At 63.3% G+C, this 24,057-nt stretch carries 22 protein-coding genes and 1 pseudogene; 5 read left to right on the top strand and 18 right to left on the bottom strand.

All coding sequences use genetic code 11. The features are described from left to right. Positions 1-107: 107 nt before the first annotated feature. Positions 108-749: a TetR/AcrR family transcriptional regulator gene (locus tag ACXPWS_RS15625; RefSeq protein WP_458713282.1), complete on the top strand. Its 642-nt coding sequence runs from the start codon at positions 108-110 to the stop codon at positions 747-749. Further along, positions 746-1,927, top strand: a complete 1,182-nt coding sequence (locus ACXPWS_RS15620) for an amino acid deaminase/aldolase (RefSeq protein ID WP_458713281.1) — start codon at positions 746-748, stop codon at positions 1,925-1,927. The genes ACXPWS_RS15625 and ACXPWS_RS15620 overlap by 4 nt, the downstream gene beginning before the upstream one ends. A gap of 482 nt (positions 1,928-2,409) precedes the next feature. On the opposite strand, the gene ACXPWS_RS15615 is transcribed toward ACXPWS_RS15620, so the two are convergent. From ACXPWS_RS15615 to ACXPWS_RS15545, 15 genes and pseudogenes are all read right to left on the bottom strand, one after another. After that, complete coding sequence (locus tag ACXPWS_RS15615) at positions 2,410-3,420, bottom strand: GGDEF domain-containing protein (protein ID WP_458713280.1); 1,011 nt, start codon at positions 3,418-3,420, stop codon at positions 2,410-2,412. A 130-nt stretch (positions 3,421-3,550) separates the two neighbouring features. Then, positions 3,551-4,327: a DUF3298 domain-containing protein gene (locus tag ACXPWS_RS15610; protein ID WP_458713279.1), complete on the bottom strand. Its 777-nt coding sequence runs from the start codon at positions 4,325-4,327 to the stop codon at positions 3,551-3,553. Positions 4,328-4,355: 28 nt separating this feature from the next. Then, entirely contained in the window at positions 4,356-5,018 is a 663-nt protein-coding gene (locus tag ACXPWS_RS15605; RefSeq protein WP_458713278.1) for a DUF3329 domain-containing protein, read from the bottom strand. A 25-nt stretch (positions 5,019-5,043) separates the two neighbouring features. Beyond that, the gene (locus ACXPWS_RS15600) at positions 5,044-6,294 is read right to left on the bottom strand and encodes an MlaD family protein (RefSeq protein WP_458713277.1); all 1,251 of its coding nucleotides are present in this window, start codon (positions 6,292-6,294) and stop codon (positions 5,044-5,046) included. Continuing rightward, complete coding sequence (locus ACXPWS_RS15595; protein ID WP_458713276.1) at positions 6,291-7,535, bottom strand: MCE family protein; 1,245 nt, start codon at positions 7,533-7,535, stop codon at positions 6,291-6,293. Before ACXPWS_RS15595 ends, ACXPWS_RS15600 begins: the two co-directional genes overlap by 4 nt. After that, positions 7,535-8,653, bottom strand: coding sequence for an MCE family protein (locus tag ACXPWS_RS15590; protein ID WP_458713275.1), 1,119 nt, complete (start codon positions 8,651-8,653; stop codon positions 7,535-7,537). Before ACXPWS_RS15590 ends, ACXPWS_RS15595 begins: the two co-directional genes overlap by 1 nt. Beyond that, a complete protein-coding gene (locus tag ACXPWS_RS15585; RefSeq protein WP_458713274.1) occupies positions 8,650-9,696 on the bottom strand; it encodes an MCE family protein in 1,047 nt (348 codons plus the stop codon). The genes ACXPWS_RS15590 and ACXPWS_RS15585 overlap by 4 nt, the downstream gene beginning before the upstream one ends. Further along, a complete protein-coding gene (locus ACXPWS_RS15580; RefSeq protein WP_458713273.1) occupies positions 9,689-10,744 on the bottom strand; it encodes an MlaD family protein in 1,056 nt (351 codons plus the stop codon). Before ACXPWS_RS15580 ends, ACXPWS_RS15585 begins: the two co-directional genes overlap by 8 nt. After that, positions 10,741-12,312, bottom strand: coding sequence for an MlaD family protein (locus ACXPWS_RS15575; RefSeq protein WP_458713272.1), 1,572 nt, complete (start codon positions 12,310-12,312; stop codon positions 10,741-10,743). The genes ACXPWS_RS15580 and ACXPWS_RS15575 overlap by 4 nt, the downstream gene beginning before the upstream one ends. After that, on the bottom strand, positions 12,313-13,170 hold the full coding sequence (locus ACXPWS_RS15570) for an MlaE family ABC transporter permease (protein WP_458713271.1): 858 nt from the start codon (positions 13,168-13,170) through the stop codon (positions 12,313-12,315). It abuts the gene before it with no gap. Between the two features lies 1 nt (position 13,171). Continuing rightward, complete coding sequence (locus ACXPWS_RS15565; protein ID WP_458713270.1) at positions 13,172-14,041, bottom strand: MlaE family ABC transporter permease; 870 nt, start codon at positions 14,039-14,041, stop codon at positions 13,172-13,174. Positions 14,042-14,181: 140 nt separating this feature from the next. After that, positions 14,182-15,606, bottom strand: a complete 1,425-nt coding sequence (locus ACXPWS_RS15560) for an amidase (protein ID WP_458713553.1) — start codon at positions 15,604-15,606, stop codon at positions 14,182-14,184. 652 nt (positions 15,607-16,258) lie between these two features. After that, a pseudogene (locus ACXPWS_RS15555) lies at positions 16,259-16,694 on the bottom strand (alpha-hydroxy-acid oxidizing protein); the annotation flags it as partial. A 34-nt stretch (positions 16,695-16,728) separates the two neighbouring features. Further along, entirely contained in the window at positions 16,729-17,529 is an 801-nt protein-coding gene (locus ACXPWS_RS15550) for an SDR family oxidoreductase (RefSeq protein ID WP_458713269.1), read from the bottom strand. 124 nt (positions 17,530-17,653) lie between these two features. Further along, positions 17,654-18,208, bottom strand: coding sequence for a TetR/AcrR family transcriptional regulator (locus ACXPWS_RS15545; protein ID WP_458713268.1), 555 nt, complete (start codon positions 18,206-18,208; stop codon positions 17,654-17,656). A 248-nt stretch (positions 18,209-18,456) separates the two neighbouring features. Here ACXPWS_RS15545 and ACXPWS_RS15540 point away from each other — a divergent pair, with 248 nt between their 5' ends. After that, positions 18,457-19,221 (top strand): class II aldolase/adducin family protein, encoded by a 765-nt coding sequence (locus ACXPWS_RS15540; protein WP_458713552.1) that lies wholly within the window; start codon positions 18,457-18,459, stop codon positions 19,219-19,221. A gap of 203 nt (positions 19,222-19,424) precedes the next feature. Here ACXPWS_RS15540 and ACXPWS_RS15535 read toward each other — a convergent pair whose 3' ends face one another. Then, a complete protein-coding gene (locus ACXPWS_RS15535) occupies positions 19,425-20,375 on the bottom strand; it encodes an amidohydrolase family protein (RefSeq protein WP_458713267.1) in 951 nt (316 codons plus the stop codon). A gap of 29 nt (positions 20,376-20,404) precedes the next feature. Then, complete coding sequence (locus ACXPWS_RS15530; protein WP_458713266.1) at positions 20,405-21,310, bottom strand: alpha/beta hydrolase family protein; 906 nt, start codon at positions 21,308-21,310, stop codon at positions 20,405-20,407. An 87-nt stretch (positions 21,311-21,397) separates the two neighbouring features. Here ACXPWS_RS15530 and ACXPWS_RS15525 point away from each other — a divergent pair, with 87 nt between their 5' ends. Further along, on the top strand, positions 21,398-21,955 hold the full coding sequence (locus ACXPWS_RS15525; protein WP_458713265.1) for a TetR family transcriptional regulator: 558 nt from the start codon (positions 21,398-21,400) through the stop codon (positions 21,953-21,955). 246 nt (positions 21,956-22,201) lie between these two features. On the opposite strand, the gene ACXPWS_RS15520 is transcribed toward ACXPWS_RS15525, so the two are convergent. Next, positions 22,202-22,882, bottom strand: a complete 681-nt coding sequence (locus tag ACXPWS_RS15520) for an NAD(P)H-binding protein (protein ID WP_458713264.1) — start codon at positions 22,880-22,882, stop codon at positions 22,202-22,204. 233 nt (positions 22,883-23,115) lie between these two features. On the opposite strand from ACXPWS_RS15520, the gene ACXPWS_RS15515 reads away from it, so the two are divergent. After that, entirely contained in the window at positions 23,116-24,039 is a 924-nt protein-coding gene (locus ACXPWS_RS15515; RefSeq protein WP_458713263.1) for a LysR family transcriptional regulator, read from the top strand. The last annotated feature ends 18 nt before the right edge of the window (positions 24,040-24,057 follow it).

Raw genomic sequence — 24,057 nt, 5'->3', positions numbered from 1 at the left:
GACGCCTCCCCGATCTTGCGTCGAGTCGGATGTTGAACAGTTGACTTGAACAGGTGCTCTGATATTGTCGATCCCAGAACGTTGGTCGACGATAGAGGATGCAAATGGTGAAGCTGCCTGTGGCGACTCGGCGTGAGCAGCTTGTCGTTGCTGCTGTGGCGGTGATGACGGTCGAGGGTGTCGAGGCGGCGAGTTCTCGGCGAATTGCTCGACAGGCTGGGGTGTCGGTCGGGGTGGTCAACTACTGCTTCGGAACCAAGGCGAATCTCTATCGGGCGGTCATCACTTCTGTCATCGAGGAGTTGGGGGACAGTGTCATCGCACCGATTTCGCTGGGTGATGACCTCCGAGCGTCTTTGAGTAAATCTGTAGAAGCGCTGTGGAGCACGGTGGAGGTCGCCCCTGAGCGGCATCTGCTGACGTTCGAGTTGACAACTCACTCGCTCCGGCAGCCGGCCTTGTCTGAGTTGGCGGTATGGATCTATGACACGTACAACACCGCTGCAGCGGTGTTCTTCGCTGAGGTGGCGGTCAACTGCGGGATCCGGTGGACGATGCCCATCCAGACTCTCGCGCAGATGATGATCGCGCTGAATGAAGGCGTCACGTTGGCTTGGCTTGCCAATCATGATGGGGCACAGGCACGATCGATACTCGCGGCCTTTGTCGACATGCTCGTGACTGTCGCTGTCCCAGGTGACGACGTCCTCGTCTCTGGCCAGGACCTGACTTCGCACCGTCGAACGTGAAGAGAACCAAACCGAGCGATGAACCGGACTTGGAGACACTGAATGCCGCCACCAGTGGACTTTCGGCCCCCTTCGCCGTCGTCGACCTTGACAGGTTCGACCGCAATTGCCGCGACTTAATCCGGCGCGCGGGGGGGGCTCCAATTCGTGTCGCAACGAAATCGGTAAGGGTCCGATCGCTCATCGACCGAGCGGTCAAGCACGTGGGGAATCACGGGGTCATGGCATTTACGCTCCCCGAAGCGATTTGGCTCGCAACGCACGGTGCCAACGATGTGTTGATGGGGTATCCCACCGTCGATCGACACGCATTGGCGGACCTGGCCGATGCCGAGGTCGCCAGCCGAATAACACTGATGGTCGACGATGTGGCACACCTGGATCTCATCGAGGATGCGATCGGGAGGGATCGCCCAAAGATCAAGGTCTGTATGGACATTGACGCGAGCTGGCGCCCGGTCGGCGTGCACATCGGAGCGCGCCGATCTCCCCTTCGGTCGGTGACCGACGTGAGGAGACTCGCTACAGAAATCGTTGCTCGACGGTCATGCGCTCTTCGCGGAATCATGACCTACGAGTCGCAGATCGCGGGGCTGCAGGACACCTCGCGGGCGATCCGGTGGGTAAAGAAGCGGTCGGCGCCGGTCATCGCGGCACGTCGGGCAGCGATTGTCGACATGCTCTCGCATATTGCAGACATAGAACTGGTCAATGCCGGTGGCACCGGGTCCCTGGAAATCTCGTCGTCATATCCCGAGGTCACCGAGGTAACCGCAGGCTCAGGTCTTTTCGGCCCCGGATTATTTGATGAGTATCACGGATTTCGTCCTGAGCCAGCTGCCTTGTTCGCTGTCCCTGTCGTACGGCGACCGTCCCGTCGGAGCGCCACGACCCTAGGTGGAGGATACATTGCGTCTGGGCCTTCAGGAGCCCATCGGCTACCCCGGATCTTCGGCCCGACCTCACTGTCGCTCACCAAGAGCGAGGGCGCCGGAGAGGTGCAGACTCCAGTCACTGGGCGGGGGGCACGGTCACTACTCATCGGCGATCGAGTCTGGATGCGTCACGCGAAGGCCGGCGAACTCTGTGAGCGATTCAACGAGGTGCATCTGGTAGCCGGTAGCCAGATCGTAGATGTGGTTCCCACGTACCGAGGTGAGCGAAAGGCCTTCGCGTGAGGAGGGTTTAGCGGTCAACGGTGCTGCTGGACGGGATTCGGGGTCACCGAGTAGCTGCTGGCGAGACAACGCCCTGTGCTTCAGCGATATGGCGCGACTGCACAAGCGGGGTGGGCGCGGCCGGGAAGCGACCACCATTGTCGCAATTCCCGGCCGAGCGGGCGGATTTGGCTGGGACCCAACCGGACACCTGATCTGCCTCCATGATGGCGCCTGCTTGGGCGGATTCAATCGGTGGTCGCAACACCGACTTGGTGAAGCGAGTGTAGGTGTTCGCGTGCGACAACACGATGAGCGAGGTGTGAACTCGCCACGGCCGGCGACGCAAGTGCTCCAACTTCTCCTGGCGGCGTCTCTGGGTATGCATGCCGACGAAAACGGTGCCGCACGAATACCTTCAGGCCCGCGAGGCGCCTCTGGATGGATAGAGTCACGAGTTTGCGCGATCCGGTTGACCCTATCGCGGCACCGTTCGCAGCCCGTTACGCGATTCCGTGGCGCGTTGGCGGTGCGGGTTCGTGGTGGTGAACGTTGTTGCCGCCGCTGCGTTTGGCGTGGTACATCGCGGCGTCTGCGACGGCGATGAGGTGATCGAGGTCCGGTTGGTGCATTGCGTCGAGCGGTGCGCTGGCAGTGCCGATGCTGGCGGTGACCGTAACAGGCAGGGCGGCGACTGCGGCGCAGATCCTTTGAGCTGGCCGCCTCGGATTCTCGGCTGACGACGTGTCCGCGATGAGGAATTCTTCACCGCCACTGCGTGCGATCACCGCGGTATCGCGTGTGTTGGCCCGTATCGCTTGGACCACTTGCACAAGCGCCCGATCGCCTGCGGCGTGACCGTAGTTGTCATTGATCGCCTTAAAATTATCGAGATCGACGAGCGCTACGATCAGATAGGCGTCCCCGGGGCGTCTCGCCGCAACCAATCCCAGCGCCTTTTGATGGAATGCACGCCGATTGAACAAGCCGGTCAGCGGGTCGCGGTCGGCGCGTAACAGATCGACGCCTAAGGCGCGGACCAGCCCGCGGATCGCAAACGGTGAGGCGATGCTGGCGTGTAGCACGAGAAAGAGAGCTACGGCGGCAAGTGTCACGTGTCCCGACGATGCCAACCTGATCGCCTCGAACATGGCGACCCCGGCCGCGACGGCGAAGTTGTACAGCACAAATCTGGTCCCGTGGAGGAACGCGATGTGAGCCCCGCTCGTGGCGAAGGCAATACATCCGATTAATGAGGCCAAGGGATCGGGATGTGCCAGGCACGCTAACGCGATGGAGGTGTTGCAGACTAGCCCGAACATCGCCGATTGAAGCCAGGTGGGCCACTGGCACGCCCACAACAGCCCTCCCGACACGGCACCGGTGACCGCCATCCATGTCATCGCCACCGGGAGGGACCCGTGTGGTCCGTCCGGGCTGCCTATGAGCGCCACTAAGCTCAGGGCGAACGAGGCCGAGATAAAGGCCATCATCGCGCGAACAGCAGTGCTCATGCCGCGCGCATCTAGGTAGCCGCTGAGCCAGCTATAGTGATTCGACCGCAATTGCCGCGACTTAAGCCGGCGGGCGGGGGGCTCCGATTCGTGTCGCAACCAAACCGGTAACCGGTCCCTGTGCGACTGGTTAGTTTCCACCGAATTCCGGACGCAGCACCGGGCTCAACACAGCGAGCGGGATATGAGCCTGGACGGTGCCACCGTCCAGGGACCACTGCATGACGCCGGGCGTGAAATCGAGCGGAGTGTCGTGGGCGACGGGGTAGTCCGGCATATAGAGGATGAGTTCATCGGGTGTCAGCGCCCAGGCCTTGTATCCGCCCGAATAGACCTTGTCCGGCGTCCACCGATCGGTCACGAACGGGTAGCTGCCCGGCTGGTGCGCCGGCAGTGCCTGATCGAGGGCTTGCTGGACGAACGGTTGCGCGAGCGGCGGGATCGCGGCCAGCGGATCAATGCCGGGTTTCGTCAGATCCGACAATTGCAGTTGTCGGCCGTCGGAAGTGTCGAAGGTGAATGTCCGGTAGGCGTTGTTGAAATCCGGGCCATCGGCGTGATAAGTCTCGCGGAACACCGCCGACATCGTGTCGCCCTGTCGGAAGATCTGATAGTTCGCCTCGCCGAAACTGTCGGCGACCATGTGCGCCCCGACCCGCCTCCAGCGGTCGACCAGGGTGGTCAGGTAGCCGCGAACGACGGGTCCGGCGACGGGGTCGTCCACGATCTCGGCCGGGATGGCTACCTTGATATCACGGTCCGCGTTGCGTTCCGAATGCACCGAGGTTTGGCAGTACTGGCCGTTCCATTGGCCACCCAGGTCATCGCAGAACGATACGGCCGATGCCGCAACACCCGGAGCGGTGGCCGTGGCGACCACGACCGCGGCCACCACACTGAGGGGCACCCTTACCCGCACGTCTGTTCTCCAATCATCAGGGCAGCGCGACTTGGCTTGCCCGCCATCGACCGTCGACGAACTCCATGGTCATTTTGATCCGGCTGCGGTCCATTCGTGGATCGGGCACGTTGGTATTGGAAACCGACTGGTCGACGAATAGCAGCACCACTACTTTGTTCTTGGACTCGGACTGGATCGCCGACTCCAGGACAACTCCGTGCGCTGTCGCCTTGTTGTCGATGAGCAGTTGGCGCAGCTGGGTACTGGACTGCGAATACATGTCCTTGAACTCGCCGGTGGCGCCGTCGAGAACTTGGTTGAAGTTCTCGTCGACCTTGTTGGAATCGATACTGGTCAGAATCTCGGCGTAGGTGACCGCGGCCTGTTGGGCTTGTTGGCCGGCCTGGCGGATCTCTCGTTGCTGCCACAGCTTCCAGCCCAGGACACCGGAAACGGCGAACGCCGCAATGACGAGCAGGATGAATGCGCCGGCGATGACCCGGCGGGGCCAGGATCGTTGCCGGCGCTGCTCATCGTCGACGTCGGTGTCCGATTCCTGCACATCCCCATCGATATTGCCTTCGTCGGTGTCTGCGGCGGCGTCGGATTCCACGTCAGGGGAGCCACTTTCGTCTGCCGACTCCGATGCTTCGTCGGTCGGCTCGGCCTTCTTGTCAGTCGTTACTGTCATCGTCATCTCCTGGAAACAGTGTGTCGGTCAATCAGCGGGGTGGGTCGATCGGCAGTACCGGACCGCCGTACGGGGTGGGAATCGTGAACCGGCCCTGCGGGGTGGGGTCAGTGGTTCTGCCGAGGTCCGCCCCTGGTGGCGGCCCGGCGGTGTCGTCGCCGGCCGGTCGCGGTGCGTTGCGGGCCCCGCGGACCAGCACACCGGGGTCGTCGTCGCGGCAGTAGGTGTACATGAACGGTTCGGGGTAGTCCGCGGATGACGGTGGCCGCCGCGGCGTTCCGTACTCGCAGGTATAGCGAGGGTAGATGTCTACGGTGTTCCACATCCCGTTGTCGTGCATCGTGCTGCCGATGGCGTCGAGCACCGAGGTGCGGTAAGTGGGGAAGAGTGCGTTGAGGGCGGGCACCCTCAGGTACAGCAGCTGCGAGGTGGAGGCGAGGCTACCAAGCAGTTGCACCATGGTGTCGGAGTTGTCGGTGAACAGGTTGTCGACCGACTTCAGGGCGTCCGGTGCCTGGTTGGTGAGCCGTCGGTAGCCGTCCCGCATCTTGTTGATGCCGTCGAAAGTCCCGCTGAGATTGTCGGAGGCGACGGTGATTCCAGCGTTCTTGTCAGCGACCATGGTCAGCACTGTCCGGCTGGTTCTCAGCAGGCGGGTCGTCTCAGGTAGCACCGAATCGAGCGTGGACAGCAGGAACGTACCGCCGTCGACGATGTCGGCGAGCTTCTGCGGTCCTTCGTCGGTGAGGCTCAGTTCCTTCTTGATGAGCGCGATCTTGGCGGGGTCGACCTGGGCCAGCGCCCCGTCGGAGTCGGCGAGCAACTCCGCCGGGCTTACCGGCACTGTCGCCTTACCCTGGGCGATGACGCTGCCGTCACCGAGATACGGTCCGGTGTCCGAGTCGGCGGCAAAGTCGATGTACTGCTCCCCGGCCGGGGACAATCCCGACACCCGCACCTGGCTGGACGCCGGTATCGGCACCGTCGACTTTACGTTGACCAGGGCGTTGACACCGGCGGTGGTGATGTCGAGTCGTTCCACTCGGCCGACCGGCACGCCCCGTAGTGTTACGTCCTGATTCGGCAGCAGGCCTGCGGAATTCGGCAATTCGATGATAATCCGGTAGCTCGACGCGAACGGGTTGAGTCTCAGCGCGCCGAAGAGTAGGTACCCGGTCGCGACGACCAGGGTGAGGATAAGTGCACCCGCCGATAGCCAGGACCGGCGCCGGTAGCCGGCCTGGACGATGGTGACGATGGTCCCGGCGATGGCCGGGATCATCGCGGTGCCTCAGTCGGCAGCGGCGGCGGTGGGTCCGACGGCGGTACGGGCGCAGGGCCGGGCGGTGGCCCGACGACCTCGAGTTGACCGGGATCGGTGGGGCTGGGAATGACTGGAACCTGCGGTACCTCGGGCCCCTTGCCGACCACTTTCTCCTGGAGACGCCACAGCGTGTCCTTGAGCGAGCCCACGAGTTGTCGCCAGTTGTACCGTTTCGGTCCGTGCAGCCCGGCATCGCCAGCGAAGCCGATATCCGGTATCGAACCCAGAATCAGTCGGTCCACACTCATACGCAACGAGAGGGCATTGCTAGGAGTTGATTTGATGAATGGCGGCATCATTTTGTTGAGGGCGTAGAGGCTGGCGCCCGGGGCGAGCGCGACGTCGTTCCACGCACCGGCCACTGCATTGGCGTCGGCGATGACACTGCGGCCGCTGGTATCTGTTCCGGCGATGGATGGGAACTTCTTGAGCAGTTCGGTCGTATCACCGGCCTGCCGGATGAGGTCGGCGATCTCACTGGTGTGGGCGGCGAGTGTCTCGGTGGCGGGGCGGGCCTGCGCCAGCAGGTCGCTGATCGCGTCGTCTTTGGCCTCGATCTGCTCGACGAGCCGCGATGTTTCGGTCAGTGCGGTCGAGATCTGGTCGGAGCGGGCGTTGAGTGTGCCCAGCGTGTGGTCCGTCTTGCTGATCAGGTCGCCGAAGGCTTGTCCCTGGTCCCCGGTCGCCTTGCCTATCCCGTTGATGATTTTGGTGAAGTTGCGTACCGCTCCGCCGTTGACGAGGATCGCCGCCGAGCTCAGCACGGACTCCACGGTTGCTGCCGCCCTGGTGGATTCGATGCCGATGGTGTCGCCACCTTTGAGTAGCGGTGTTCCCGGTTTGGAATCGCCGGGCGGCCGCAGCGATACGAAGACGTCCCCCAGTGGTGTCGCGGAGCGCAGTTCAGCGGTGCTGCCTCGTGGCAGTTGTACGCCGTCCATGATCCGCAGTGTCGTCACTGCCGTGTAGTTCCGTGCCGTCATCGATTCCAGCTCGCCCACATCGGCACCGGACAGTTTCACCTTGGCGTTGGCGGGCAGGTTCAGCGCGTTGGAGAACACCGCGGTCAGCGTGTATCCGCCCGAGCCGACGCCGGGAGCGGGTAGCGGAAGGCTGGCTAGTCCTTCAGTAGCGCATCCCGATACGGCAAGACAGATCGTCATGGCCAAGGGCAGTAGCCGCTTGCCGCGCATCTCCATCACTTCTGCCCCATCGCCGCGAGGCCATCCAGCATGTACGTCAACCCGAAGTCGGGGCCGAAGTCCTGCAATGTTCCTGTGCTACAGCCGAGTTGACGCAGGCCCATCAGATTGCAGACCTCTTTGACGCCCTGGGTGTCGAACAGCACCTTGTCGACAAGAAAGTGCACACGAAGTGCTCCGTTGGTCTGATCGATGCTGTTGTACAGGTTGTCCAGTGTCAGGGGGGTGAGGTCGAGGAGCTCGGCGAGATCGCGCTGACGATCCACCGTCGTCTTCAGCTCGGTACTGCCGTTGGCGACGATCTGTTTGATCTCGTCGCGATGAGTGTCGAGCACCTGGCCCATCTGCGTGATCACCTCGGTGAGCTTCTTACCGGTCGTTCCGCTGCCCAGGTTTTCATCGGCCAGGATCTGGCTGAACGCGTTGATCGTCGACCCGAAATCCCGCAGCGTCCCATCATTGGCGGCTGCCGCGCCGAAGAGCGAACTGAGGTTGCGGATGATGGTGGTCAGCTGATCTCGGGTGACGGTGCCGCGGTCAGCGCTGAGCCGCAAGGCATTCGACAGTTCACCCAGGGCATCCTTCATGTCCTGACCGTTTCCGTCGACGACTGCTGCGCTGGCATTGACTAACTCGGCTAACGGTCCGTGGCCCGCTCCGTCGCCGCGCAGCGAGCTCGACAGCTTGTCGAGAACGTCGAGGACACGGGCGAACTCGACCGGTGTCTTGGTGCGGTTCAGTCCGATGGTGTCGTGGTCCTGCATTGTCGGCCCACTGCGGTAGGGCGGGGTGAGCTCGATCTGCCGATCGGTCAGAATCGAGTTCGAGATGGTGACGGCTAGCGCGTCCGCGGGAACCGCGACGTCCTTGTCCACGGTGAACTGGACTTCGACGTATCCGCCCTTGGGCGTGATCGTGGTGACCTTACCGACCGGCATGCCGAGTACCGCGACCGTGTTCCCTTCGTACAGCCCTGCGGCACTGTCGAATTGGGCGGTCACGGTGATCGTGTTGATCTTGTCGGAGACGAAGGACCAGCCGGCGGCTGCCACCACCACGGCCAGTGCCAAACCTGCTGCCACGACGGCGCACGTCTTGTTACGGAATCGGTTCACTTGCAGTCCTTGAAGTAGGGGATCATCCCGAACTGTTGGGCCCGTCCGCTGATTGCACACATCCAAGAATCCACCAGCAGGCCGTTGCTGGCATTGAAGTCGACCGCGTTGCCGGTACCGGTCGCGTTGGTCAGACCTCGCAACGCGACCGGTCCGGTTTGCAGGGTGCTGCGCAGCAGATCGTCGTGCTTGGCCAGCATGTCGGATAGCTCGCGAATGTTGGTGAGTAGCGTCTCCAGCTCCGGACGATCGTCGACGACGATTCCGCTCAGTGTCTGAACGAGGTTGGTGAGCGCAGCCAGCATGGTGTGGAAGGAATCACGCCGTCTGACGAACTCCCCGATCAGGTCATTGCCCTGGGTGATCAGGCTGCCGATATTCGACTGCTGGCGGCGCAGCGTATTGCTGACCAGCTCTGTCGTCTTGAGCAGCGACCCGAGTTGGTCGCGCCGCTCGGCGATGATCGTCGACAGGGTCCGGGTGTTCGCCAACGCCTGCGGCAGCACCGCGGGCATTCCTTGTAACTGCTTGCCGAGGATGCCGAGCGTTTGCGCGAACTTGTCGGAGTCGACTTGTTCGAAGGTGGTGGTGACGTCGGCCAGCGCTTCCTGGAGGTCGTAGGGCACCTCGGTGTGCGTGAGGTCGAATGTGTTGTCCGGCAATGATCCCGAGCCGTCGGGCTGCAGGGCCAGATAGCGTGATCCCAGGATGGTGGTGACCATGATCGTCGCCCGGGAATCAACGCCCAGCGCAACGTCGTTGCGGACCTTGAGGCCGGCTTCCACGTGATCGCCGGCCAGTTTCATGCTGGTCACTTCGCCGACTGGGATCCCGGCGATCGTTATCGGGTTGCCCGGCTGCAGTGCCGCGGCTTGCAGAAACTGCGCGGTGTAATGCCGATATCCGAGATTGGTGACTTTGATCAGCAGCATGGCGCCGATGAGGACAGCTACGACGGCGACCGCGCCGAAGCCCAGCCACGCCTTGTGGTAACTCTCCAGAGGCCGCCTGCGGCGCTGTTGCTTGCCTGTTTGATTAGCCATTGCCCATGTTCCTGCATCTCGGCGTGTATTGCGCCCCTTTGCCGGGAGTGGCGGCGTCGACGATGATCGGCACCACGTCGTTGAGGCCAGGGAAGAAGCCATTGATGTTCATGTCGCAGGCGTACAGGCTGGCGTATGCGCCTTCATTGGTCAGGCGCGCGAAACCCTTGAGTAGCAGGGGAAGATTGGCGCCCGAGAACGCCAGCTGCGGTTCGATTCCGACGAGGTGATTGGCGAAGCCGGGCTCGCGCAGCACGAGTTCGTTGAGGGCCGGATCAACGTCGTCGGCGATGGTGGCGAGCTGGCGGACCACGTTGGAGATCGACCCCATCGACGACACCAACTCGGGGCGGCGCGCGTCGAAGGTGGCGACCGCGCCGCGGGTCTGGGCGATGATCTGGTTGAGGCTGTCGTTGTCCCGGGCGAGGTTGTCGACGACCGCATTCAGATTGGTGATCACCGTGCCGAGTTGCTGATCCTTGCCTGCGAACGTCTCGGTCAGTCGCGAGGTCTGGTCGACCAGGGCGGTGATCGATGCGTCGTCACCTTGTAGCGATGCGATGACGCCCTTGGTGAGGTTGTCTGCGTCGCTCGGGTTGAGCAAGCTGAACAGCGGCTCGTAACCGTTGAGCAGTGCGCCTACGTCGAATGACGGGACGGTGCGTTCGAGGGGGATCACGCTGCCGGCCTTGAGCGGTCCCGGCTCATTAGTGTTGCCCAGCGACAACCCGAGGTATCGCTGACCGACGACGTTCTGATATGTCACCGATGCAACGGTCGGCCCCAACAGCCGCTGATCGTTCTGCACGACGAACGACACCTTGGCGAGATCGCCTTGCAGTTCGATCTTTTCGACACGCCCGACCCGCACCCCCGCCATCCGGACGTCATCGCCTTCACGCAGACCGAATACGTCGGAGAACACCGCCGCGTAGGGCACGGTCGGTCCGCCCACGTCGCGGCGCAGCGTCACGTACACCAGCCAGGTCAACGTCACCGCCACCACCATGAACAATGCGAATCCAATCGCTGCGCCGCGGTATCTCATCGTGGCTCCTCTGCCGGAGATCGTTGCGCCACAGACACTGTCATACCGCGGGCGACCGGGCCGAGTAGCAGTTGGGTGGCCGGCGATGCCGGCTGACCAGTGATGGCACTGAGCTGCACGCGTTCCTGCTCGCTACCGACGGGGCCGACATTGCCGCCGAATGAAGCGGGGGCGGCTTCGGCCGGCAACGGCGGGTCGCCTGGTTTCGGTGCCACCGGGGCGGGAGGTGACAGTGGCACCGGCGGTGGCGGTGTGGGGATCAGGGCGGGATTGGCGGTTCCTGGCACCGGCGCCGAAGGAAACACCCCTGGGGGCAGTGGCGGATTCAGATCCACCAGGCTCGGGTTCGGATTGATCAGCGGCGGGCCAACAGCCACCAGATTCCCATCCGGGCCCAGGACGGTTCCCGGCGGCGGAGCCATGTCCTTGGGGGGCTGATAATTCTGCGGCAGCAGGACCTCGGGCAGCTCTACGCGGGTCGGCACCAGAGGCGCGGTGAAGCAGCTCGGCCCCTTCAGCCCGGCGTACTGCGGGCAGTCGGCCCGGGTGTAGGTGTGGGACGGCGTGAAGGACAGGTTCACCCGCATGTTGCTGATATCGAGGTCAGGCATCCACACCTCGTTGAAGAACTTGTCCGACAGCTGGTTCAGCTTGACGAAGGCGGGCACCCAGTGGTGGGACGTATCGGCCAGCGTGCCCATCACCGGGGTGAGTTCCCCGGTGATCTTCACCAGCTGGTCGATGTGGTTGTCCAGCGCGGCGTGAGTGATGCCAGCGGTGTGCACGCCACCATCGATCAGTGCGGTCAGCTGTGCGCGTTGTTCCACCAGAGTCTGCATTGGTTGGACCGCCTCGTGCAGGGCGTCCACCAGTTCGGGCGCCGTCTGCTGTAGTCCCCGGGTCGCGTCGATGAGTGCCGAGACGGTCGACGGGCCGGGTTCGGTTGCGACAATACCGTCGAGTTCCGTTATTAGCCTGTTTAATTGGGCACCGCTAGCCAGCAACTCGGTGCGCCGGTTCTCGGTGGCGGCATTGATCGCGGCCAGGACTCCGACTGTCTTGTCGTCGCGGCCACGTCCCATCGCGGCGAGGATGTCGCGCAGTTTGCTGATCGTGGTCTGGAACAGGACCGTCGACAGCTCGGTGTCTTCGGGGATCGTTGCACCGGACCGTATCGCCGGTCCGGGGCCGCGATCGACCAGCTGAACCGAGGACACCGCGAAGACGTTGCTGGGCACCACTCGTGCGGTCACCGATGCCGGGATCGATGCGGCATAGGCGGAATTGAGGTCGATCTCCACGTCGTTCGGCGCGCCGTCCGATCCCGGGGTGACGCCATTGACCATGCCGACCAACACACCGTGGTACTTGACGTCGGAGCGTTGCGGCAGCCCGTCGCCGACGTTGTCCAGCGCCGCGATCACCCGCACGTACGGGTCGAGTCGCCCCGTCGCCTTGATCAACAGCGCGCCCGTGACGAGTGCGGCCACCACCAACAGTGCGACGCCACATCCGAGCAACTGCCGATCCGAGGGTCCCCGGCCGTCTGGTTCAATCGAACTCGCCATCTATCCGCCGAACCTCGCTCCGGAATCGACCGTCCACATCGCCATGGTGAGCAGCATGTTGACCACGATCACGACGGTGATACTGGCCCGCATGGCATGTCCCGCAGCAACTCCCACGCCTTCAGGACCGCCCGAGGCGTAGAACCCGTAGTAACACTGAATAGTCGAGGAGATCCACACGAAGATGATGGCCTTGATGAGCGAGTAGACGATGTCTTGGCCGGACAACATCAACCCGAAGTAATGCAGGTAAGAGCCGGTTGACCCGCCGCTGATCAGATAGACCACGACCTGGGTGGTCAGGTAGCTCACGGCCAGGCATGCCACATACAGCGGAATCACTGCAATCACCGACGCCATCAAACGCGTGGTTACCAGGTATGGAATGGGGCGCACGGCCACCGCATCAAGCGCGTCGATCTCTTCTGCGATGCGCATCGACCCGAGTTGGGCGGTGAATCGGCAGCCAGCCTGCGTCGCGAAGGCGAGTGACGCCGCGATCGGCGCCAGTTCACGGGTGTTCACCAGCGAGGAGATGATGCCGGTAGCGGGACCCAACCCGAGCAGGTCGAGAAAGTTGTATCCCTCGATGCCGACCAGGGCACCCACTGTGATGCCAAGAACTATTGCTACGCCTGCGGTTCCGCCGCCCACCACCAGAGAACCGTTGCCCCAGGCGATATCGGACAGCAGCCGGACGAACTCTTTGCGATAGTGCCGCAGCGCTACGGGCACCGCGACGATGGCACGAACGAAGAACACCACCATGTGGCCGAGTCGAACGACGGGCGCGGCGGAACGTTTGTACAGCCGGAGCCATGGCGCCGCCAGCGACGGTAAATACGAGGATGCCGCCACGTCAGAGCCCTACCCGGGGGAACATCATGATGTAGAGCTGGCTGATCGCAACATTGACCACCATCAACACCAGGATGGATTCCACCACCGCCGCGTTCACCGAGTTCGCAACCCCGGTCGGGCCACCGACCGTCGAAAGCCCTTTCTGGCAAGACACGATGGCGACGATGGCGCCGAAGAGCACGGCCTTCACCAGTGCCAGGACCATGTCCTCCGTCGTGGCGAACGAGGCGAATGTCGCAACGAAGCTGCCCGGTGCGCCGTTCTGGAAGTACACATTGAACAGGTAGCTGGCCAGGAAGCCGACGAAGCACACGACGCCGGTCAGCGCGACGCCGATCATGATTGCGGCCGCGAACCTCGGAACGACGAGGCGCCGAATCGCCGACACACCCATGACTTCCATGGCGTCGATCTCTTCGCGCATCTTGCGCGAGCCCAGGTCCGCGGTGATGGCCGACCCGACCGCCGCTGCCATCAGGATTGCAGCCGTCAACGAAGCCGCCTGCCGGATCACCGCCAGTCCGCTCGCCGCACCCGCCAGAGAGGTCGCGCCGACCTGGCCGGCGAGCACTGCGAATTGAATCGACAGCGTGACACCGATCGGCAACGCCACCAGAATCGTCGGCAACACTGCCGTCCCGGCCATGAACGCGCCCTGCCGGACGAACTCCTGGCCCTGGAACCGGCCGGTTGCCAAGTCGACGACCAGATATTGGATGGTGCGGACGCCGAGGATGAACTGGTCACCGACCGTAGTGAGTGAGGCGAGCGGATGACGCCGGGCGTAGCCGACGGTCCAGTCCTCGATGGCACCGACACTGTTTTGCGGACCGCCAGGGCCTGCCGAGCGTTCACCTGCCGTGGTCATGATCTCGTCCCCGGCAACGCAATCCGGGGTCGTGAAGGGAGCGCGTCAAGGGGCCAGGCCATGTCAGCTGAACTGACTCGAGGGCGGCCGTGTCGACGAGCATCGCGGTGTGCTGACCGCCGTGGTCCAGTCAAGTGAGCTCATGAGGTGATCCGAGCGAATGGTTGAGCTTGCTCGAGTTCGAATGCGAGTTCAAGTAGGGTTCGTTCGTCTCCATGCCCGGCGGAGAAGTGAAGTCCGAGTGGGAGGCCGGTGCGTGTGGCGCCGAGTGGTAGTGATACCGCGGGCCCGCCGGACACGTTGTTCAGGGGCGTGAAGGCGGCAAAGCGTGAAAGTCGCTTGATCAGCTCGTCGAAACCCAGTGCTGGACTGAGGAAGCCGAGTTGGGGAACTGTGTGTCCCAGTACCGGGCCGAGTATGACGTCCATGTCGGTAAAGGCCGCCTCGTACTCGGCTTCTGTCTGGCGTAATCGCGCCAGGGCTGTCGGTGTACGCCAGCACCGCCGGAGAAACTGGCCTGACAGTCCCTTGGTGAATGCGTCATTCTGCGACGCGTCGAATGTGCGGCCGTGGAGGAGCTTCCCGAAGTGCTGCAGGGAGAACGCGAGAAGCCGCCAGAACTGAAGGAAGTCTTCTTCAAAAGAATCCGAGCTTGCACCAAGGGGCACCGTGGTTTCGAAGACGTGGTGTCCCAGATCGGCTAAGAGGTCAGCGGTGCGAGTGACCGACGCTTGGGTCTCGAAATCGGATGTGTGTGTGAGGAAGTCGTGGATGACTCCGATGCGCAGCCGTCGTGGCGCCGGCCCGGTGACTATGCCGACCGGTTTCAGGGTGGGAACCGGACGGTACCGTTCGATCGCGGCCAGGTAGGTGGCGGTGTCGCGGACAGTACGGGTGAGGACGCCGTTGGTCATGATGTTGAGGGGAAGTCGTGTCGCTTCCTGTGCGAGTTGATCGCGCCCGCGCGTGTACTTCAGGCCGACGAGTCCGCATGCGGCGGCGGGAATTCGGATGGATCCGCCACCATCGGTCGCGTGGGCAAAAGGCAGCGCGCCCGAGGCGACGAGGATCGCTGAACCGCCGGACGAGCCGCCGCACGAATAGTCGGTGTTCCACGGGTTGCGTCCTGGCGGGAGGTTCTCGTATTCGACGCTCGCAGTGAGCCCGAATTCGGGCATCCTGGACTTGCCCAACGGCACCGCTCCGGTGGTCAGGAACTGTTGGGTGCACGGGGCGTCTTTCGGGGCGGGTGTACTGCGGACGGCTAGCGCCCCGTAGTTGGTCGGTAGGCCGGCGAGGTCGGTGTTGTCCTTGATGATCGTCGGTACGCCCGAGAACACACCGGGACGGGGTGATCGCGCCGAGTTGCGTGCCCGATCGAAGTCGGCGTGCTCGACCGCGTTGAGGACGGCGTCCATCTCCTGTGTGCGGGTGATCGCGGCTTCGACCACCTCTGCCGCAGACACGCGACCGCTGGCGATCTCGGCCGCGACTCCGGTTGCGTCGAGGTCGGCGAGTGCGTCATCGCGGAAAGCGTGCACGCGCGTCGCTGATCGAACAGTCATTCGGCATCGTTCTCCATAGTTCGTAAGGGAGCGCCGCACGACGCCGGGTCTTGCTGAGCATGCGAACTCTTGGTAGATATTCTTATCCGATTCGAGCTCGTATCGGATACTATCTGGAATCGTGCCGGATCGGTGGGCAGTCGTCAAGACGGCCTTGAAGACCGGCTCCGAGCGAAATCGCGCAGGAGATGGTGAGGGGTCATCTCTTACGTCGAACAATCGCAACGTGCAGCTCGATCGGTCGAGGGGAAGGAATGGCTATCGGAGGATCGTTACGGAGCAGGCTTTGATCGCGCTGGACAGATTCGGGCTCACCGAGGCGCGTTCGTACGAGCCAGCCGGCCATGAGTTGCGTTGTCGGCGGACCGGATGGACGGATCGTCTACGCGGGGACATGCCCCGCGACCGAGCCGGGGAGAGGCAGATCGCCTTATCGGCGCACGTATCGAGACCTTTGAACTGACGGCAGCCGCGGTTCGGCCGACGTGAGAAAGCCGCAAACGAATTACGGCGCCCTGCCTGAGGATTTCGGTAGCTTGAGGGATTCGTGCCCGATGGTCGCGAGCTACGGCGCCCAGGTCCGGCCACTGCGGGGTGTGGCCGCCAAACTCGAGACGTTACTCACCGAGGGGGCGTTCCACACGACGTCAAGCGAGCCCTCGTCCACCGCATCCATCGCAGCGGCCGTATCTTCAATTGGCGAGCAACCTTGGTTGGACATGATGTAGGGGATACCCAATTGGGCTGCAGCTCTTCCGATGTGGATGTCGGAGTCGCTTTGTGCGAGGCCCGCCGCGCCGACGGGGGAGAACAGTATCGGCGCGGGCAACGGGCGGCCAAACAAATTCGACGCCCAGACTTCGTGTGGAGACGTCGCGAAGCATTCGCGGCACGATTGCCCAGCGGTCAAGCGCGCGTCGGTCGGAGTCCATCGTGGCGCCCTGACCTGCGCCTGCAGCGATGTAAGCCCAGGCATTCTTCGACATCGACCGTCGGGCGAGCCGCTCCAGTTCCTGGAAGTTCGTCGGGACCCGGGGGCGGCGACCGGCGAGGCCTTCGGAGTAGATCGTGTTTTGCCGGTCGACCAGTGTCGGGTCGTCGACGGGGGCGTGTCAGTAATGTTTACCCAACGCCGAACATGCGCGCAATCGCCTTCTCGACGAGCCGGGCGGATAGAAGTCGGCGGGCCAGGAAGGCAAGGCGATGATTGCTTCCGATGGCATACAACGGTTTCGGATGCGCTGACTGGATCGCCTTGAGAACGACATCGGCGACCGCCTCAGGTGTAATCCCCGTCGATTCCTTCCTATCCAGCGTGGTGATCATCGTGTGGAACCGGCGAGCATGCACCGAGTCGTCGGAGATGTACTTGGTTCGGCGATGACTGATGCCAGTGTTGATCGAGCCGGGTTCGACGGTGGTCATAAAGACTCCGAACGGTGAGAGTTCGCCGCGTGCGGCGTCCGAGAAGCCGCGCACCGCGGCTTTTGATGCTGCGTATGACGAGCGATAGGGGATAGGAAAACTCGCGATCATCGACCCGACCATCACGATCCGACCATAGCCACGTTCGCGCATGCCGGGAACGAAGCTCTGCGCGAGGGTCACCGGTCCAAGAACATTGAGCTGCATCAGTCGCGACACTGCCTCGGTCGGCAACTCCTCGAACGGCCCTGACTGGCTCTCACCCGCATTGTTCACCAGCACGTCGACACCGCCCGTCTCGGCGACGAATTCGACGATGGATGACGCGTCGGTGAGATCCAACGCGCGGTACGCCACCCCCTCAATCCGTGCGTCAGACGCGAGAGCATCGGGCTGTCGGCAGGTGCCGATCACTCGATACCCTGCGGCGATCAGATTGGCAGCGACCGCTCGGCCTATGCCTGACGACGCTCCGGTCACCACTGCGGTGTGCGGCATTGAAATATGTTCTCCTCTCGAGATCTGTACGTAGGACGGTGTGGCGACAGGGCGGCCACACGCGCCTCAAAAGATCACGGAAACGGCTCAATTGTCACCCTGGCGCAGGACAGATCGAATAGAACTAGCGGTGGTCAGAGGTGGTGACTGCGTTGACAAGAATCGGTATGAACGTCTGCTCAAGCGTCCCCGGCGGCAGTGCCTCGGGCTCGATCAAGCTCTGGGCCAGCCCGCCCTCGCGGATGGCGACGACGACCCGGACGAAGTGGTCCAGGTCGACGGTCAAGGGGCGGTTCAAGCGCTGCAGGACACCACCGAACAGCGTCTTGAGGTCAGCGCGCAGCGCCTCGTCGTGCTCGGCGAGCAGATGCGCTACTTGCCGATTGCGAATGGCGTAAAGCAGAAATTCCGCGCTGATGAGAAACCACCGCCGGTCCGGTGACTCCACCGTCGCCAGCAGTCGAACGACGCGGTCCAGCGAACGCTCCGAATCGGGAATGCCAGCGATGACCTCGCGGAATAGGTCCCGCGTCCGGGCGGCGTTCAAGTCGAACAGGGCAAGGAACAGCTCGTCCTTGCTTGCAAAATTTGAGTAGAAGGCTCCGGTGGTGTAGCCGGCGCGTTCGCAGATGTCGCCGATCGTCGCGCCGTGAAACCCGACCTCTGCGAACACCTCCATGGCGGCGTCCAACAGGCGTGCCCGCGTCTCGGGCCGACGCTTGGTTGATCCCTTGGGCACGGCGATCCCCTCAGTAGGAACTCTTGACGACCATCCCATCATACGTCACGATATGAGACAGTATCCGATATGATGATGCATCCGATACGGTATCAAATCTGAAAGTGCGAAGGAATCGAAGCATGACTGTCGCTATCAACTCGCTCCCCGCCGCAGTCACCGATGCGCTCGCCGCGTCCATCGGTCCAATGCCTGCGGGGGCACAGATTCCGTTTCCACCGTCCTTTGAGTCCATCATCGATGAGCGTCGATATCGGAAAGAGCAGCTGGCTGCGGGTTTTCGTCTCTTCGGGCGCTTCGGATTCTCGGAAGGGGTGGCCGGCCATATCACGGTTCGCGACCCCGAGAACCCAGACTGGTTTTGGGTCAACCCCTTCGGCGTGAGCTTCAGCCAGATCAAGGCGTCGGATCTGATTCTGGTCGACCACGACGGCAACGTGAAGCACGGCAATAGGCCGGTCAACCAGGCCGCTTTCGTGATTCATTCGAAGGTTCATCAGGCTCGCCCCGATGCGCTCGCTGCGGCTCACTCCCACTCCATCTACGGCAAAGCGTTCTCCAGCCTGGGGATCCCGCTGGCGCCAATCACCCAGGACGCGTGCGCCTTCTACGAAGACCACGGCGTCTACACCGATCATCGTGGTGTGGTGAACGAGATGGACGAAGGCGAACGAATCGGCATTGCCCTCGGTCAACACAAGGCAGTGATCCTGCAGAACCACGGATTGCTCACCGTAGGTCAGACCGTCGCCGAATGCATCTGGTGGTTCATCACCATGGAGCGTTCGTGCCAGGCTCAACTCCTCGCCATGGGTGCCGGCACCCCGAAGACGATCGATCACGCAGTTGCACTACAGAATCGGGCACTGACGGGTCACCCACTGGCCGGATGGTTCCAAGCACAACCACTCTGGGACCAGATCACCGCGTCCGATCCCGACCTGGTCGACTAGCTGTTGCGGGTCATGACGTTAGTGGCGCGGGGACCGAGGACGTCGGCGCTAGTTGTAGTGCCGGACGCCACGTCGAAATCTCTTAGCGGCTTCGGCCCACCGGCGGGAGGTTCTATGTTCGCCGGATTCGACAGGTTTGTCTGCGAGACCTCATGTGATAGCTGCCGCCGCTTGGCTAGCGGGTGCTGCCGAGGGAACGCGTGTCATCTGCGGATGTCTCCGCTGAGCCGCTCCCAGTTGGCGAAACCGATCTTGGCGCGGTCTTCGTCGCCGAGTTGGGCCTGCGCGAGGAAGTCTCGGGCGGCGAAGTCACGGGCGCCGTTGAACGGGTAATCCGTTGCGTGCATGATCCTATCGACGCCGAGGATGTCGATGGCCCAATTCAGGTAACGATGACTGGCGATGCCGCCGGGCGTGACGTGGACGTTGTGACGGAAGTACTCGAGCACCGGCCGGTCCAACCCCGAGTTACGGTCGAGCAGGGCGGCGCGCTCGAGGTAGAAGAGCACCACCTCACCCCAGTGCCCAACGATGACCTGAAGGTTGGGGAACCTATCGAACACACCGGCCAGAATCATCCGCAGCAGCACGATCCCGGTCTGGTAGTGCCACCCGATCGCGCCGCTGCCCAGCATGCCAAAGCCACGGTAGTACGCGTCGTCGACGGCAGTAATGGGCAGGCTCGGATGAAGGTAGAGCGGCGCCCGGTGGTATTCGGCCACCGCGAAGATGTCCCAATACGCTGGAGCGTCGAGGAAGTCGGCTCCCGAACGTGCGTGCAGCATCGCTCCGTTCAACCCGAGATGAGTCACAGCCCGCTCCAGTTCAGTAGCAGCCGCCGCTGGTGAGGGCGTGGCGAGGGCAGCCCACCCTTGGAATCGGCCGGGATGTCGGCGTACGGCGTCGGCGATGACGTCATTGGTAGGGGCTTGCAGCGCAACGGCTTCCGGAGCGGGCAAGTCTTGTAGACCCGGGGTGGTCAGGGACAGCACGGCGGTGTCGACGCCGGCGATGTCCATGGCGCGTAGGCGGTCCTCGCCGAGATCGGTCAGTGGCGCCGCGACGTCGCCGGTGACGGTCCAGCGCATCACGGGTTCGTCGAGCAGGTTCGGGTCGTGGCGTTGCCAGGCCGCGAAGACATCGTCGGTCGCCATGTGCTCCTCGAGGGCAATGGTTCTCAGGTTCATTTGGAGTCGATCGTTCCTAGTGCGGGGCGCTCCTCGGTGAACTCGGCCGCCGCGCGTATCCAGCCGTCGCGGTCGCTAGCGAGGGCGGTGCGCAGAAACGCCGTGGTGACCCGTTGTACGGCTCCGAGGCGGGCCGGATCCGCGTCGGTGGTTTCTGCCGCGTCGTAGCCCGGGATGCCGCCGAGGGAGTGTTCACCACCGAACACGGTGAGCAGTGACCGTGCGCCTGGGCTCAGGCGATATGGGTCGGTCGACCAGTCCGGTCCGCGGGTGCTCAAGGGGCTGTCGTCCGCGTCACCAGCGACGACCAGGGTCGGCGTGGTCATCTCGGCGAAATCGGGCTGCATGTAGGGGAACTGCTCGGCTGCCCACGGGGTGAGGTCGGTTCCACCCGTTCCCGCGGTGGCCAGCAGAACTCCTGCCCTGACGCGTGGGTCCGGTGACGCCCATCGAGTACCGTTGTCGAGGTTGACTACTCGGGCGCCGAGCAGAACCCCCGTGGTCTGGCCTCCGAAGGAGTGTCCGGCCGCGGCGATACGGGTCGGGTCTACTCGACCCGGCAGGTCCGGCACGGCGGAGGTGACGATGTCGAGGTGGTCGAGCACGGTGATCATGTCCTCGACGCGGAACCGTAGGAGACGTGGCCAGCGCTCATCGTCTGGAGTCAGGCCAAGAGTGCGGGAGTCGAGGTGAGTCGGTTGGACGACGACGAACCCGTGGATGGCCCAATAGTCGGATAGGGGACCGTACCCCCGCATTGACGAGCCGTAGCCGTGGGAGAACACGACGACGGGAAGGTCGGTTCCGGCTGTTGGTGCGGAGACCCGCACCTGCAGTTCCGCGCCACGGTTGGGCGCGGTTGGCAGCACGACCGGACTCACGGAGACGATACGTTCGGACATGATTCGGTGTTCCCTTCGATGGCGTGGTCTAATTACTAGAACGACTGTGCAAGGAAATGCATTCCCGCCGACTTGCAGGAGGTTCCGATGGTTGGACGCCCGGTCGATCACCAGCACCGGGCCGAGCTGCTCGACGCGGCGGTCGACTATGCAGCGGAGTGCGGGTTCTCCGAGCTGTCGTGGCGGACGGTCGCGACGGGCCTGGCGGTGTCACCGACCACGTTGGTGCATCACTTCGGTACGAAGGAGCGCCTGATCCAGGCCGTGTTGGAGCGGCTGCGCGAACGCACCGCCGTGGCAACGAGCGAGTTGGCAGGGGAGCAGCCAGACCTCGCGACGGCGGCACGCGCGATGTGGGATTGGGCGTCGAATCCACGACGGCGGGCCATCTTCACGCTGTTCTTCGCCGTGTACGGTCGCGCTCTGCAAGCGCCCACGGAGTACGCGGACTTCGTCGAGACGGCAGGTGCGGAGGTGATGGACACATTGCGCCGTGCGCAAGGCTCCGACGTCGACCCCGACCTTGCCACCCGGCGGGCCACCCTCGTCATGGCAACGGTCCGCGGCCTGCTACTCGACCTGCTGTCCACCAAGGACCAAAGCCGGGTCCGCGAGGCCGCTGAACACTTTCTCGACTCCCTCTAGAGCGGGGCCGCCGGCAGCCTAGTGTCACGCGGCGACCGCGACCGAGACGAGGTATCCGGTGACATGTCGGACGCTAACGGATGCGCAGTCCGGCCGAAGAAGTGCTGAAACCTTCCATGCGACCAGCGACCTGCGCTCTTACGTAAGCAGCGGGGTGGGTAGCGACCCCAACTCGACAAGCCAGCTGGAGTCAACGAGGTGGCGATGCAGTTCTTCCACTCGAGCCGGGATCGGCGTCTATCAACGTCAGAGGAAGTGCAATCGATTTGCCGTGGCCCAACTCGCGTAGGTCGTTGGCGGGCGGCCGGTGATGTGTTCCACGGCGGTGGTGACGACGGCGGGTTCACTCCTCTCGTATGACCACTGGCCCATCAAAAGGTCGAGGTATTCCTGCGGTAGCACTTGGCCGTACAGCGCACGAGCTTCCGGTTCGGCTATCTCGTCGATGGCTATGGGCTCTGCGATGGCGTCACTGATCAGGCCGATCTGTTGGGTCATGGTCAACGACCGTGGTCCCGTCAGGACGATCCGTTGGCCATCGAGGTCTGCTGTAGTCAGTGCTTGGACGGCGACCGCGGCGATGTCTTCATCGGCGATCGGGGCCTGCTGTGAATCGGGAAAGGGCAGCCGCACGCGCCTATCCCGGCGGATCTGTTCGGCCCAGAACCGGACCGCATTGCGCGCAAACGCTCCCGGACGCAGGCAGACATGGGCGAAACCGGCTGCGGCGATGGCGTTCTCCACGGCGAGATGTCGACCCTTGTTGTACTCGACGAAGTCTTCGCTGCGCGTCGTGTCGATGGTCGAGAGCACGACGACCTTGGATACTTCAGCCAGCGTCATCTCCGAGACGAGTTCGTCGAGCTGATCGGGTGGGGTGAAGCAGTACAGGAACACGGCGTCCGCTCCGTGGAACGCCTTTCGCATCGTGTGAGGTCGGGTGGGATCACAGCGACCACTTCGACGCCGGGCCATTGACCGTCGCGGGGACTGCGACCACCCGCCCGCAGAGTCACCCCGCTGCGGGCAAGCTGAGAGATGATGCTGCTTCCTACTCCGCCAGCCGCGCCCGTCACCAGCACTCTCATAAGAGCCTCCTCCTCGTCGTCGTCATGCCAACGACCGTACGAGCAGTCTGATATAGGCACCAATCATATCTGGTGATCTATGGTATTCATGTCATGAATTGCAGCTCGATGGACCTCAACCTCTTCGTCGTACTGCGTGCGGTACTGGAAGAGCGCAGCGCGACACGGGCCGCGGCAAAGCTGCACCTCACTCAATCGGCAGTCTCGAACGCGCTCGCGCGGCTGCGGGTGTTGCTTGGCGACCAACTCGTCGTGCGGACCGGCAGGGGCTTGGCCCCGACCCCACGCGCCCTAGCCATTCAGCCGCAACTCCAAGCCGCATTGGCCATGTTGGAGGATGTGACGCGGGACCTGACTGCGTTCGACCTGTCCACCACCACTCGCGAATGGGTCATTGCCTTCGCGGATCTATATGGCCCATTGTTGTTGCCGCCCTTGCAGGCTCGGCTACAGCGCGATGCCCCGGAAGCGTCGCTTCGGGTGATGACCCTGGATAGGATGCAGGCCACCGACGCACTGGCGGCAGGGGAGCTCGACCTCTATCTGGGCGTCTCCAGCACGCCGACGGCTTGGCGTTCGGAGCACGCATTCACCGACGACATCGTGGGCATCATGAGAGCCGATCACCGGGCCGCTCGCAGGTCGATCACGCTCGACCGCTACCTCGAGCTATCGCACGCGCACGCAAGGGTGACTCCCGAGCGTGGACGCGAAGTCGACGACGCGTTGGCGAAGCTAGGCCGGACACGTCGGGTCGTACTGACCGTGCCGCACTTCAGCTCGGTGTTCCCCGTCGTCGCAAGCGGTGACTGCGCCGCGGCCGTCCCCCGGAAATTGGCGGACTACTACGCTCGGCATCTGAGCCTGCGTGTCTTCGAAATCCCCTTGGCGCTACCGAATTACGAGGTGAAGCTTTACTGGCATGGACGCGTGGACACTGACCCCGGCGTAGCGGCACTCAAGGCAATCATCTTGGACATTCTGCGTGCTCCGTAGTCGGCAATGCCTTGAAGC

The organism is Mycobacterium sp. BMJ-28 (assembly GCF_054404835.1).
This window is presented reverse-complemented; position numbering and strand designations above follow the sequence as displayed.

What these genes read in the sequence shown, in the direction of transcription:
- ACXPWS_RS15615 (WP_458713280.1), bottom strand. Translation starts at nt 3,420, where the DNA reads ATGAGCACTGCTGTTCGCGCGATGATGGCCTTTATCTCGGCCTCGTTC.
- ACXPWS_RS15605 (WP_458713278.1), bottom strand. Translation starts at nt 5,018, where the DNA reads ATGACGATGACAGTAACGACTGACAAGAAGGCCGAGCCGACCGACGAA.
- ACXPWS_RS15600 (WP_458713277.1), bottom strand. Translation starts at nt 6,294, where the DNA reads ATGATCCCGGCCATCGCCGGGACCATCGTCACCATCGTCCAGGCCGGC.
- ACXPWS_RS15595 (WP_458713276.1), bottom strand. Translation starts at nt 7,535, where the DNA reads ATGGAGATGCGCGGCAAGCGGCTACTGCCCTTGGCCATGACGATCTGT.
- ACXPWS_RS15585 (WP_458713274.1), bottom strand. Translation starts at nt 9,696, where the DNA reads ATGGCTAATCAAACAGGCAAGCAACAGCGCCGCAGGCGGCCTCTGGAG.
- ACXPWS_RS15580 (WP_458713273.1), bottom strand. Translation starts at nt 10,744, where the DNA reads ATGAGATACCGCGGCGCAGCGATTGGATTCGCATTGTTCATGGTGGTG.
- ACXPWS_RS15575 (WP_458713272.1), bottom strand. Translation starts at nt 12,312, where the DNA reads ATGGCGAGTTCGATTGAACCAGACGGCCGGGGACCCTCGGATCGGCAG.
- ACXPWS_RS15565 (WP_458713270.1), bottom strand. Translation starts at nt 14,041, where the DNA reads ATGACCACGGCAGGTGAACGCTCGGCAGGCCCTGGCGGTCCGCAAAAC.
- ACXPWS_RS15560 (WP_458713553.1), bottom strand. Translation starts at nt 15,606, where the DNA reads ATGACTGTTCGATCAGCGACGCGCGTGCACGCTTTCCGCGATGACGCA.
- ACXPWS_RS15550 (WP_458713269.1), bottom strand. Translation starts at nt 17,529, where the DNA reads ATGCCGCACACCGCAGTGGTGACCGGAGCGTCGTCAGGCATAGGCCGA.
- ACXPWS_RS15545 (WP_458713268.1), bottom strand. Translation starts at nt 18,208, where the DNA reads ATGGAGGTGTTCGCAGAGGTCGGGTTTCACGGCGCGACGATCGGCGAC.
- ACXPWS_RS15540 (WP_458713552.1), top strand. Translation starts at nt 18,457, where the DNA reads ATGCCTGCGGGGGCACAGATTCCGTTTCCACCGTCCTTTGAGTCCATC.
- ACXPWS_RS15535 (WP_458713267.1), bottom strand. Translation starts at nt 20,375, where the DNA reads ATGGCGACCGACGATGTCTTCGCGGCCTGGCAACGCCACGACCCGAAC.
- ACXPWS_RS15530 (WP_458713266.1), bottom strand. Translation starts at nt 21,310, where the DNA reads ATGTCCGAACGTATCGTCTCCGTGAGTCCGGTCGTGCTGCCAACCGCG.
- ACXPWS_RS15525 (WP_458713265.1), top strand. Translation starts at nt 21,398, where the DNA reads ATGGTTGGACGCCCGGTCGATCACCAGCACCGGGCCGAGCTGCTCGAC.
- ACXPWS_RS15520 (WP_458713264.1), bottom strand. Translation starts at nt 22,882, where the DNA reads ATGCGAAAGGCGTTCCACGGAGCGGACGCCGTGTTCCTGTACTGCTTC.